A 13,929-nucleotide genomic window follows, 5' to 3' on the forward strand; every position below is an offset into this window, starting at 1 on the left:
TGATGGAGAGCTTTTTTCATGAAAAGAACACTTAAAATTAACGCCTTATCTTGATATAATGACACTGCTTTGTTTTAAAATGATAAGCAAATGCGTTAATGTATCAGCGATTAAATTTGTTGGAAATGTATAAAAAACACAAGCTAAGAATAAAATACCTGTATAAAAGGAGAATCATATATGTTTCAATTACTTGCAGTTTGTCCGATGGGATTAGAAGCTGTTGTTGCTAGGGAAATTCAAGAATTAGGCTATGAAACAAATGTTGAAAATGGCCGTATATTTTTTGAAGGAGACGCAAGTGCAATTGTAAAGGCAAATTTATGGTTGCGCACAGCAGACCGAATCAAAATTGTTGTTGGACGTTTTAACGCAACAACATTTGACGAATTATTCGAACAAACCAAAGCGCTCCCTTGGGAATCTATTATTGATAAAGAAGGTAACTTCCCAGTTCAAGGTAGAAGCGTTAAATCAACACTACATAGTGTGCCAGATTGTCAGGCGATAACTAAGAAAGCTATTGTTGAACGATTACGTCGCGCATATAACGAAAAAGGTTGGTTAAATGAATCAGGTGCGAAATACCCCGTTGAAGTTGCCATTTTAAAAGATAATGTATTATTGACTATCGACACATCAGGTTCTGGTTTGAACAGACGTGGTTATAGATTAGCACAAGGTGAAGCACCAATTAAAGAAACGTTGGCAGCAAGTTTAATCCGTCTTGCAAACTGGAAAGGTGATACACCTTTAATTGATCCATTTTGCGGTTCGGGTACAATAGCTATAGAAGCTTGTTTAATTGCTCAAAATATCGCACCTGGTTTTAATCGAGAGTTCGTATCAGAGCAATGGAACATCATGCCAGCAAATATTTATGATGATTACCGTGATGAAGCGGATAAGATGGCTGATTATGATAAAGAAATCGAAGTATATGCTTCTGATATCGATCCTGAAATGGTAGAGATTGCTAAGCGTAACGCTGAAGAAGTGGGGTTGTCTGATATTATTAAATTTAGTGTAAAAGATGTCAATACATTAACAATTGATACAGAAGAACCGGTTGCGTTAATTGGAAATCCTCCATATGGTGAACGTATTGGTGATCGTGAAGAAGTTGAAGAAATGTACCGTTATATTGGTAAACTAATGAAACAACATCCATTTTTATCTACATACATTTTAACAAGTAATAAAGAATTTGAATATTTAGTAGATCGTAAAGCAACGAAGCGACGTAAGTTATTTAATGGATATATAGAATGTACTTATTATCAATACTGGGGTAAAAAGACAGAACGTAAAACTATTGAAAACTAAAGTGTTTCTAATGCGTGACTAAAACTAGTAATAATTATGTTCTCATGATAATAGGTACTTTTGAAAAATGGAGGAGTCTATAAATGGGTAAAAAAATGGGTCTAGGTTTATCTATAGCATTGGTTGTTATTGGTATTGCCGTTGTATGTTTAATGATTTTTTCTAGTCAAAAAACGACTTATTTTGGTTATATGAATAGTAATACAAATGCAGAAAAAGTTGTCAGTGAAAAAGATGGATTAGTCAAACATAATATCAAAGTAGAACCATCAAATGATTTTAAACCGAAAAAAGGAGACTTTGTAAAATTAGTTTCTAAAGATGATGGGAAGACATTTTATAAACAAGAGATTGTTAAACATGATGACGTCCCACACGGTTTAATGATGAAAATTCACGACATGCATATGAATTAATAAAAAGCATCTATAACGTAATTTGGAAGAAGTAAAGTAATCTTCTTATACGTTTTAGATGCTTTTTTATCTTCAAATTCAAAAAATCGGACAGATGGGAGTGGGACAGAAATGATATTTTTACAAAATTTATTTCGTTGTCCCACCCCGGCAAGGTTGACTAGAGTTGAAAAAAGCTTGTTGCAAGCGCATTTTCATTCAGTCAACTACTGCCAATATAATATTATAGACCCTAGAACATTGATTTATCTCCCAAGCTCCATCAGTTCGATTTATTATAGAACCTGTTTTAAGTAATTAGAGAATCATTTTGTAAATTTCGTCAGTTCAAAACTTTAAGTGCATTATTGTTTAGCACGACGATCTTTAATATATAATATTAATTCAATTATAAATACTAGGATAAGTGATAATCCAAATAATGGCATTAATAGTCCTAATACAATTAAACATATGATGAGTGATATAGATGCTGGTTTTTTTACGCGATGTGGTACTTTTACTGCAGTATTTTTTGTACGATTTATCCAAGAGACAAATCCCATACCAATGGCTACTAATAAAGCGATACATACAAATAAATTAATGATTTTGTTTACAATACCGAATAAATGACCTTCGTGAAGCGGAATGCCCCACGTAAACCATTTAGCAATAATACCGTAGTCATCATATTTAATCGTACCTAGCTTTTTACCGCTATATTGATCAAAATAAAGTGTTTGTTCCTTGTAAGGAGATACATCTAGCCCAGTAACACCTGAATTACTAGTATTAGATACAATAAAGGTGCCAATTTTATCACTTGGATATACGATTGAAAACGGCTTTTTAATACCAGATTTTTGCGCCTGTTCAACGACCTTATCAATAGATATTTGATAATCTAATTTAGTTTGAGGCATTGCTGCATTACCATGATGACCACTTGAACCTTTTTCGGATGAAGCTGGCTGTTTATTTTTACGTGTAGCCCAAGGTAATTCATTCAAATCTGATTTAGGTGGATTAATCGCTAATTCACCTTGACCAAGGTCACCGTTTGTGTCCATCATACCGGCAATTTTACTGCCCATAAAACCAGACCATGGCAATCCAGTTAAGACTAATACAAATACTGGAATTGCAATGATAATTCCAATCATTGCGTGCCACTTTTGCCAATGAAGTGCCTTACTTTTGTTAGAAATTAAATGCTTCTTAATGAGTAAATAAGTACCAGATAAAATCATGAATATCGTCCAACATGCGGTTAACTCAACTAAATAATTAATAATAGTATTTTCAGTAAACAAAGAACTATGTATACTTCGCATCACATTAGAATACGTATGTTTCGCATTTTGATCTGCAACAAATTGATTGTTATGATCTAGAAAGACGTAACGCTGATTTCCTGCCATATCACTCAGTGTAATTCGTTTGTTATATGGTTCATCAAGTATGCTAACTTTACTTACAAAGAATCCTTCATATTGTCGTTCAACTTGATGTACTGCATCATTTAATGTTTGATGCGTTTTGACATCACTGTCACCAAAAAACTCATTCTTATAAATATTATTTTCAACTTCTGGAAAGAACAAATAACCAATGCCCGAAATGGTTAAAGTGATTAACAGTGGAGCAATAAATATTGCTGCGTAGAAATGTAATCTTTGTAATGGATTAAATGTATTTTTCATATTTCCCTCCCAATTGGCTATTATACGGTGTCAATTCTGTGACGTGTGTGAACAAACTGTGACAATATTTATTTTCTAGAAAAATTTAACAATGATTTGTGATTTTTAGAAAAATGAACTTTTAAGTTGGAATGTTTGAAGAAAATTGATTATTCATATGTTTTATCAAGCAGCTATGATAAAATTTAAACATAATACAATGCGAGCCATTCAACGACCTTTGTTTAAATGGACATCGATATTGTATGAATTCGTTTTAACAAGCAAGCATTTCTATGTGAACGAACCAAAGGGGAAAGTAACATGATTAATAAAGAACAATTAGATCTTTTATATAAATTAAAAAAAGAAGTTGAAAAGTCGCGAAATGAAGCACTTTTACATACAATTAACCAAGTAATTAAGAAAGTATATTTGCAGCAATATACATGTTCGTTCGTTGGACATTTTTCTGCAGGTAAATCGACACTGATAAATTTATTAATTGAACAAGATATCTTACCAAGTTCACCTGTACCAACGACAAGTAATACTGCTATCGTGTCAGTTTCAGACAATCACGATATTATTGCTAATTTGCCGAATCAAACGTATGCCAAATTATCTAATTATGATGAAGTAAGGGAAATGAATCGCCAAAATGTCGACGTTGAATCTGTAGAAATTAATTTTCAATCAGCTAAATTTGAAAATGGGTTTACGTTGCAAGATACACCAGGTGTTGATTCAAATGTTGCATCACATCAGTCAATAACAGAACAATATATGTATACAAGTAATATGATATTTTATACGGTTGACTATAACCACGTTCAATCTGAACTTAACTTTAAGTTTATGAAGCATATAAATGATGTTGGAATACCTGTTGTGTTTATCATTAATCAAATTGACAAGCATCAAGACGATGAATTGTCATTCGCTACGTTTAAATCTCGAGTTGAAAAATCAATTGCAGATTGGGACATTAAATTAGAACACACCTTTTATGTATCGAAATTTGATCACTCTGAAAATGAACTTGGAGCATTATCAACTTATCTAGTTTCATTAGATCAACATAGAGAAACAATAGAGGATTATACATCAAGAACGGTTGAATATATTACCGAAGCTCAGCTAGATTACATTCAGTCTGAAATTCAGGAAGTACTAGAAGATTTGGGTATCGAAGAAGCAGAGTTTGAACAAGCATTTTTAAATAGTCAACAACATCAAGCAATTAGTGAAGAGGCGCAACTTTTAAATAATCCAGATGAATTAATGGCATTTTTAAAGAATAAGCGTAAAAATATTTTAGAAAATGCATACATTATGCCGCATAATATGAGAGAAATGTTACGAAGTTATTTGGAAAGTATGTCTCAAGACTTTAATGTTGGTGGCCTTTTTAATAAAAAGAAGAAAAAGCTTCAAATTCAACAACAGCGATTATTAACAGCGACAGATGCGTTACAAGAACATGTTAATCAACAAATTCGTCAACCAATGCGAGAAGATATGTCATTTGTTACGCGTTTTATCAATAAAAAAGAAGCTTCAGATAAAGTATTAAATCAGCATTATGACGTTAAGCCGGAAATGATTGAAGGTTTATATCAACCACAAACATCAATCAGCAATACTTATGTACTTACATTTTCAGACGAAGTGGTTAAAGCCATTAAGAAATATGTTGAACAACAATCAACACCAATTTTTAAAGAAATAATAGAAAATGTGCAGGCAGATGAATTACCAACAGAAGAAAGTGATGATTTAAAAGAATATCAACGTTATACAGAATTAAATGAGCTGCGTCAGTCATTGACGACTAAGAATTATCGTCATTACTATATTCATTTAGATGAATCTCTAGATAAATTAGTAGATCGACAAGAGACAACATATCAAGTGGCTACTGATAATGCTAAGGATAATCGTGATAATCAGCAGCTAAATCAGAATACAGCTACAACAAATATGTCTATAGATATTCAAAAAGCACTTGATATAATTTCGGATGTGCCTTTGTTCAAGCGTACAAAGCAGGATATCCACGAAACATTAACACGTATAGATAATAAATTAATAAAAATAGGTGTATTTGGAACGTTTAGTGCGGGTAAAAGTAGTTTGATAAATGCATTATTAGGCGAGCATATTTTAGTTAGTTCTCCAAATCCTACTACAGCAGCTACTACAGAAATATCTTATGGAGACGAGAGTTATATAACGCTAAAATCACAATCGCAATTATTAGATGAAATTAATGCAGTAGTTGAATACCAAGATATATCTTTTTCAACTATAGAAGACTTTATTAATTCAGATTTAGAAAAGTTAAAATCACATTTAAATAAAAATCAACTCGCTTTTGTTCATGCAGTTGAAAAACATTATAATTTGTATGTCAGTATGTTGGAAAATGGAGAAAAACATGCCATTAATCAACAGGAATTGAAAAAGTGGAGTGCAGAAGATGAATACGCAACATTTGTTAAAACAGTACACATTGCATTAATGCATGATTGGTTAAAAGGTAAAATAATTGTTGATTCATTAGGGCTACACTCAAATAACCAAAGGCATACAAATGAAACCGAGCAAATTTTAACTTCTTCAGACTTAATCTTGTATGTAAGTTATTTTAATCATTCGTTTACTGATAATGACAAGGCGTTTATAGAACACATGAAAGATATGAACCAGTTGAATGAAAACCAAGCATTTAAAATGGTAATTAATGCTGCTGATTTAGCAGAAAGTCAAGATGATCTTGAAGCGGTTGAAACATATGTATCAGATGCATTAAGACAAGTACACTTACAATCAGACATTTTTGCTGTATCAAGTCGAAATGCATTGCAAGCTGAAGATAAGGGCATTGATCAATTAAAACAAAGCATACAACAATTTGTTGATGTTGAATCTAAATCAATTTTAGAACAACAAATGATTCATCAGCTTCAACAAATGGATCATTCTTATGTAGAGATGATTACAGAATTTGAAACAAATAAAGCTGATATTTCACGTCGCCAACATAGGTTAACAGTCTATAAAGATAAACAGCGTTTACAACATCAATTAATTGATGCGACGCTACAACATACAGACAACGAAGTTGAAGAACAAGTTTATCATTTAAATGCCCGTTTAAAACTACAACTACTAGACGATATTAAATCAGTGTTTAATTCTCAAATGACGCAAAATAGTGATTTTAATGAAGAAAAGAAAGTGTCTACGAAAGTATACTTAGATCAAATTCATCAACGATTGTTTTTAGAGCAATCTTTAATTACAGAACGTATAAAAAAATACTTTAAAAATCAACTCACTGAGCAAATTGCACCAATCGTTCAACAATTAGCAGATTTACATGTCATTGTTAATCCTCAGTTTAACTTTGAATCAGCTAATATAGAGCAACCATTATTGCACATTGATTTCAACGATATGCTAAATGCATTGCCTAAACAATTAACAAAACGTAAAATTTTGAATCCAAATGGGCAAAGAGATATACATGAATCAATTTGTCAAAGTACGTTAGGATTATTACAACCACAAATGGGATTATTGAGGCAACAGCTTGAATTATATGTAAAGCAAATGGCTGTAGAAGCTGAATCGCAATTTGAAAGTTTTGAAGCTAATATTCAAACGCAAATAAACGATTTATTAGCATTTGATTTAGATACAACACTTATCAATCAATTGAAAGATAAACATCAACAACTGAAAACTATTTTATATTAAGAAAGAAGGAACGTTTTAAATGCCAAATAAAATATTACTTGTAGATGGTATGGCGCTATTATTTAGACATTTCTACGCTACAAGTCTTCATAAACAATTTATGTACAATTCACAAGGTGTACCTACAAATGGAATACAAGGATTTGTGCGTCATATCTTTTCGGCAATACATGAAATACGCCCTACACATGTAGCTGTATGTTGGGATATGGGGCAATCAACTTTTAGGAATGATATGTTTGACGGTTATAAGCAAAATCGTTCTGCACCACCAGAAGAATTGATACCACAATTTGATTATGTTAAAGAAATTTCAGAGCAATTTGGCTTTGTAAATATTGGCGTTAAAAACTATGAAGCGGATGATGTTATAGGTACATTAGCACAACAATATTCAACTGATAACGATGTCTATATTATTACGGGCGACAAAGATTTACTGCAATGTATTAATGACAATGTTGAAGTCTGGCTAATTAAAAAAGGTTTTAACATTTATAATAGATATACATTACATCGTTTTAACGAAGAATATGCTCTTGAACCACAACAACTAATCGATATTAAAGCGTTTATGGGTGATACAGCAGATGGATATGCAGGTGTTAAAGGTATTGGCGAGAAAACGGCTATTAAGTTAATTCAGCAATATCAAAGCGTTGAAAATGTGGTTGAAAACATTGATGCATTATCAGCTGGTCAACGTAATAAGATAAATGACAATTTAGATGAACTATATTTATCGAAGCGACTTGCTGAAATTCACACACAAGTACCAATTGATAGTGAAGCGCTTTTTGAGAAAATGTCATTTGCAACAACGCTTAATCATATTTTATCAATTTGTAACGAACATGAATTACATGTTTCAGGAAAATATATTTCATCCCATTTTTAAAAAGTATAAGATTTTATGAAAAATTAAACCAATTAAGTATAAAAAGACTATTTCTATCGATACAAGGTAGAAATAGTCTTTTTGCGTATTTGAATATGTCAGAGTGAATAAATAAGCCGAATTTTGATAGATACATATTTGATTAATCAATAGAGTATAAAGAATTATATTTCATCCAAATAAATTACCATACACTACAAAATAGTACAGTTACAACTTTATTAATCTAAAAAACATATTTGATTAATTAGTTTTTGAGTCAATGTATTAATACAACTATAAATCAAATGGAGTATAAGAAATAAATATAGTGGTATAATTGCACATAATATTTAAGAATAATAATAATATATTAAATATTTATTAACAAATTATAGATAAAATATGAATAATTAATTAATGGTATTTACATATTCATAACCAAAGGATAAAATAATTGTGAAATTATTCACAAATGAAAGAGGAGTGTTGCAAATGTTAGTTGCAGTAGTCAAAGAATTAAAACAAGGTGAAGGACGTGTAGCTTGCACACCCGAAAATGTGCGTAAGTTAACGGATGCAGGACATAAAGTAATTGTTGAAAAAAATGCTGGCATTGGTTCAGGATTTTCTAACGATATGTATGAAAAAGAAGGCGCTAAGATCGTAACTCACGAACAAGCATGGGAAGCTGATCTTGTTATCAAAGTAAAAGAACCTCATGAAAGCGAATATCAATATTTCAAAAAGAATCAAATTATCTGGGGATTTTTACATCTAGCATCTTCAAAAGAAATAGTAGAAAAAATGCAAGAAGTTGGTGTAACTGCGATTAGTGGTGAAACCATTATAAAAAATGGAAAAGCAGAATTATTAGCGCCAATGAGTGCTATAGCAGGTCAACGCTCAGCAATTATGGGAGCTTACTACTCTGAAGCACAACATGGTGGTCAAGGTACTTTAGTGACTGGTGTACATGAAAATGTGGATATACCTGGTAGTACATATGTGATTTTCGGTGGTGGCGTAGCAGCAACAAATGCAGCAAATGTTGCCTTGGGACTAAATGCTAAAGTAATCATTATCGAGTTAAACGATGACCGCATTAAATATCTTGAAGATATGTATGCAGAAAAAGATGTCACAGTAGTCAAATCAACACCAGAAAATTTAGCAGAACAAATTAAAAAAGCAGATGTATTTATTTCTACAATTTTAATTCCTGGTGCGAAACCGCCAAAATTGGTTACTCGTGAGATGGTTAAATCAATGAAAAAAGGTTCAGTATTAATCGATATAGCTATTGACCAAGGTGGAACTATTGAAACAATTAGACCAACTACAATTTCTGATCCGGTGTATGAAGAAGAAGGTGTGATTCATTATGGTGTACCAAATCAACCAGGAGCAGTCCCAAGAACTTCAACAATGGCATTAGCACAAGGAAATATTGATTATATATTAGAAATTTGTGACAAAGGCCTAGAACAAGCAATTAAAGATAATGAAGCCTTAAGTACTGGAGTAAACATTTACCAAGGACAAGTGACAAACCAAGGATTAGCTACATCACATGACCTAGATTATAAAGAAATATTAAATGTTATCGAATAGATAGTAATTTAAATGAAATTGAGTGAAATGAATATTTTAAATATAGCATTATAGTTTGGACTAAAAATTTACAAAACGGAAGGATGTAATTATTATGACAACCAACACAGTTACATTACAAACAGCACATATTGTAAGTTTAGGAGATATCGAAGAAGCTAAAGCAAGCATTAAACCATTTATTCGTCGAACACCTCTAATTAAATCAATGTATTTAAGCCAAAGTATAACTAAAGGGAATGTATTTCTAAAATTAGAAAATATGCAATTCACAGGATCTTTTAAATTTAGAGGCGCTAGCAATAAAATTAATCACTTAACGGATGAACAAAAAGAAAAAGGCATTATCGCAGCATCTGCTGGGAACCATGCTCAAGGTGTTGCTTTAACAGCTAAATTATTAGGCATTGATGCAACTATCGTAATGCCTGAAACAGCACCACAAGCGAAACAACAAGCAACGAAAGGCTATGGGGCAAAGGTTATTTTAAAAGGTAAAAACTTTAACGAAACTAGACTTTATATGGAAGAATTAGCGAAAGAAAATGGCATGACAATCGTTCATCCATATGACGATAAGTTTGTAATGGCAGGCCAAGGAACAATTGGTTTAGAAATTTTAGATGATATTTGGAATGTGAATACAGTCATCGTACCAGTTGGCGGTGGAGGATTAATTGCAGGTATTGCCACCGCATTAAAATCATTTAACCCTTCAATTCATATTATCGGTGTTCAATCTGAGAATGTTCATGGTATGGCTGAGTCTTTCTATAAGAGAGATTTAACTGAACATCGAGTGGATAGCACAATAGCAGATGGTTGTGATGTAAAAGTTCCTGGTGAACAAACATATGAAGTAGTTAAACATTTAGTAGATGAATTTATTCTTGTTACTGAAGAAGAAATTGAACATGCTATGAAAGATTTAATGCAGCGTGCCAAAATTATTACTGAAGGTGCAGGCGCATTACCAACAGCTGCAATTTTAAGTGGAAAAATAAACAATAAATGGCTTGAAGATAAAAATGTTGTTGCTTTAGTTTCAGGCGGGAATGTTGACTTAACTAGAGTTTCAGGTGTCATTGAACATGGACTGAATATTGCAGATACAAGCAAGGGTGTGGTAGGTTAAAACATTTAATCTGAAAAATGAGGTGTAATTATGTCAAATGGTAAAGAATTACAAAAAAATATAGGTTTCTTCTCAGCGTTTGCTATTGTTATGGGGACAGTTATTGGTTCAGGAGTATTCTTTAAAATATCAAACGTAACAGAAGTAACAGGAACAGCAGGAATGGCCTTGTTTGTATGGTTCCTAGGCGGCATCATTACCATTTGTGCGGGGTTAACAGCAGCAGAACTTGCTGCTGCAATCCCTGAAACAGGTGGCTTAACAAAGTATATAGAATATACATACGGTGATTTCTGGGGCTTCCTATCAGGCTGGGCACAATCATTTATTTATTTTCCGGCAAACGTAGCAGCATTGTCTATCGTATTTGCGACACAGTTAATTAATTTATTCCATTTATCTATAGGTTCATTAATACCAATAGCAATCGCATCTGCGTTATCTATTGTGTTGATAAATTTCCTAGGTTCAAAAGCAGGCGGAATTTTACAATCAGTTACCTTAGTTATTAAATTAATTCCAATTATTGTTATCGTTATCTTTGGTATTTTCCAATCAGGAGACATCACTTTTTCATTAATTCCAACTACAGGTAATTCAGGAAATGGTTTCTTTACAGCAATTGGTAGTGGTTTATTAGCAACTATGTTTGCATATGATGGTTGGATTCATGTAGGAAATGTTGCGGGAGAACTTAAAAATCCTAAACGCGATTTACCTTTAGCGATTTCAGTTGGTATCGGTTGTATTATGGCTGTGTATTTATTAATTAACGCTACATTCTTATTAACACTGCCAATAGAACTACTTGCAGGAAATTTAAATGCAGCATCAGATACATCAAAAATATTATTTGGAGAAAATGGCGGTAAGATTATCACAATCGGTATATTAATATCTGTTTATGGTACGATCAATGGCTATACTATGACTGGTATGCGCGTACCATATGCAATGGCTGAAAGAAAATTATTGCCATTTAGCCACTTATTCGCAAAATTAACAAAATCTGGTGCACCATGGTTTGGCGCAATTATACAACTTATAATCGCTATCATCATGATGTCAATGGGTGCCTTTGATACAATTACAAACATGTTAATTTTTGTTATTTGGTTGTTCTATTGTATGTCATTTGTTGCGGTAATAATTTTAAGAAAACGTGAACCAAATATGGAACGACCATATAAAGTACCGTTATATCCAATCATACCTTTAATTGCTATTTTGGCAGGATCATTTGTATTAATTAATACACTGTTTACACAATTTATATTGGCAATTATTGGGATTCTAATAACAGCACTTGGTATACCAGTTTATTACTATAAGAAGAAACAAAAAGCAGCATAAGGTAAGATAACTAGCATTGAGAATAATTGAATGGACTACTAATAAATTTAAAGTTTTGCACATTAAAATCAAAAACCATTCAATTATTCTATCGAACAGACAAATTTCTGTTATGGAATTTGTCTGTTTTTCAAAAGTATAGGGAGGCAAATAGAGATGGAAAAGCCGTCAAGAGAGACATTTGAAGGCAATAATAAGTTGTTAATAGGAATTGTTTTAAGTGTAATAACGTTTTGGCTATTTGCACAATCATTGGTTAATGTTGTACCAATACTTGAAGATAGTTTTAATACAGATATTGGAACGGTTAATATCGCTGTTAGTATAACTGCTTTATTTTCAGGAATGTTTGTAGTAGGAGCAGGTGGTCTTGCTGATAAATATGGCAGAATTAAACTCACGAACATTGGTATTATCTTAAATATATTGGGTTCATTATTAATCATTATTTCAAATATTCCTTTATTACTTATTATAGGAAGATTAATTCAAGGACTTTCAGCAGCATGTATTATGCCTGCAACTTTGTCTATTATTAAGTCATATTACATTGGGAAAGATAGACAACGCGCTTTAAGTTATTGGTCAATTGGCTCATGGGGCGGCTCTGGTGTTTGTTCATTTTTTGGAGGTGCAGTTGCAACACTTTTAGGTTGGCGTTGGATTTTCATCTTATCAATTATAATTTCATTAATTGCGCTGTTTCTTATTAAAGGCACACCTGAAACTAAATCTAAATCGATTTCTCTAAATAAATTTGACATTAAAGGTCTGGTTCTTTTAGTCATTATGCTTCTCAGTTTAAATATTTTAATTACTAAAGGATCAGAATTAGGTGTTACCTCACTTCTTTTTATCACTATATTAGCAATTGCAATTGTATCTTTTAGTTTATTTATAGTTCTTGAAAAGCGTGCTACAAATCCTTTAATCGATTTTAAATTATTTAAAAATAAAGCTTATACAGGTGCAACAGCTTCAAACTTTTTGTTAAATGGTGTTGCAGGAACATTAATAGTAGCCAACACATTTGTTCAAAGAGGTTTAGGATATTCTTCCTTGCAAGCAGGAAGTTTATCAATCACTTATTTAGTAATGGTACTAATTATGATTCGTGTTGGTGAAAAGTTACTTCAAACATTCGGATGCAAGAAACCAATGCTAATTGGAACAGCAGTTCTTATTGTCGGAGAATGTCTCATTTCATTAACTTTTTTGCCAGAAATATTATATGTCATTTGTTGTATTATAGGTTATTTATTCTTTGGTTTAGGACTAGGAATATATGCTACACCATCAACAGATACAGCAATTGCAAATGCACCGTTAGAAAAAGTAGGCGTAGCTGCAGGTATCTATAAAATGGCTTCTGCATTAGGAGGAGCATTTGGCGTCGCATTGAGTGGTGCAGTTTATGCAATCGTATCAAATATGACAAACATTGATACTGGTGCAATGATTGCATTATGGTTAAACGCAGGTATGGGAATTTTATCATTCGTTATCATTTTGTTACTTGTGCCTAAACAAAACGACACTCAATTATGATAATTGAGAATTAAATTGAAATCATAAAGGTCGCTACAATATTAAACAAAAATATAAACCGATTCTTATGTGTAATCATTATAAATGATTCTACATAAGGTCGGTTTTTTATTACCCTTTTACACTACTTTATTTATAATTATTATAAATTGTCACAAATTCAATTTACCTACCAATATATTTTGTGTTATTATATTCTGGAGCATAAATAAATTGTTCAACACATAGTTG

The 13,929-nt window shown here is 32.0% G+C and carries 9 protein-coding genes; 8 read left to right on the top strand and 1 reads right to left on the bottom strand.

The window, feature by feature from the left end; all coding sequences use genetic code 11:
• The first annotated feature begins 180 nt into the window (after window positions 1–180).
• Window positions 181–1,326, top strand: coding sequence for a class I SAM-dependent RNA methyltransferase (locus NST10_RS02950; protein WP_000487150.1), 1,146 nt, complete (start codon window positions 181–183; stop codon window positions 1,324–1,326).
• Window positions 1,327–1,409: 83 nt separating this feature from the next.
• Window positions 1,410–1,742 (top strand): DUF4889 domain-containing protein, encoded by a 333-nt coding sequence (locus tag NST10_RS02955; protein ID WP_000516800.1) that lies wholly within the window; start codon window positions 1,410–1,412, stop codon window positions 1,740–1,742.
• 344 nt (window positions 1,743–2,086) lie between these two features.
• Here the strand turns inward: NST10_RS02955 and NST10_RS02960 are convergent, their stop codons facing one another.
• Complete coding sequence (locus NST10_RS02960) at window positions 2,087–3,427, bottom strand: PepSY domain-containing protein (RefSeq protein ID WP_000798995.1); 1,341 nt, start codon at window positions 3,425–3,427, stop codon at window positions 2,087–2,089.
• Between the two features lie 303 nt (window positions 3,428–3,730).
• On the opposite strand from NST10_RS02960, the gene NST10_RS02965 reads away from it, so the two are divergent.
• The 6 genes from NST10_RS02965 (at window position 3,731) to norB (ending at window position 13,698) form a co-directional block, all read left to right on the top strand.
• A complete protein-coding gene (locus tag NST10_RS02965) occupies window positions 3,731–7,171 on the top strand; it encodes a dynamin family protein (RefSeq protein ID WP_000608490.1) in 3,441 nt (1,146 codons plus the stop codon).
• A gap of 19 nt (window positions 7,172–7,190) precedes the next feature.
• Complete coding sequence (locus NST10_RS02970) at window positions 7,191–8,069, top strand: 5'-3' exonuclease (protein ID WP_001133021.1); 879 nt, start codon at window positions 7,191–7,193, stop codon at window positions 8,067–8,069.
• Between the two features lie 474 nt (window positions 8,070–8,543).
• On the top strand, window positions 8,544–9,662 hold the full coding sequence (ald, locus tag NST10_RS02975) for an alanine dehydrogenase (protein ID WP_000959426.1): 1,119 nt from the start codon (window positions 8,544–8,546) through the stop codon (window positions 9,660–9,662).
• A gap of 94 nt (window positions 9,663–9,756) precedes the next feature.
• Window positions 9,757–10,797 carry a bifunctional threonine ammonia-lyase/L-serine ammonia-lyase TdcB gene (gene tdcB, locus NST10_RS02980; RefSeq protein WP_000210828.1) on the top strand — a complete coding sequence of 347 codons (1,041 nt, stop codon included), beginning with the start codon at window positions 9,757–9,759 and terminating at the stop codon, window positions 10,795–10,797.
• Window positions 10,798–10,827: 30 nt separating this feature from the next.
• Window positions 10,828–12,150, top strand: a complete 1,323-nt coding sequence (locus tag NST10_RS02985) for an amino acid permease (RefSeq protein WP_000064778.1) — start codon at window positions 10,828–10,830, stop codon at window positions 12,148–12,150.
• Between the two features lie 156 nt (window positions 12,151–12,306).
• Window positions 12,307–13,698: a multidrug efflux MFS transporter NorB gene (gene norB / locus NST10_RS02990; protein ID WP_000414703.1), complete on the top strand. Its 1,392-nt coding sequence runs from the start codon at window positions 12,307–12,309 to the stop codon at window positions 13,696–13,698.
• Window positions 13,699–13,929: the final 231 nt, after the last annotated feature.

Source organism: Staphylococcus sp. FSL W8-0305 (genome assembly GCF_037966415.1).
GTDB lineage: Bacteria > Bacillota > Bacilli > Staphylococcales > Staphylococcaceae > Staphylococcus > Staphylococcus aureus.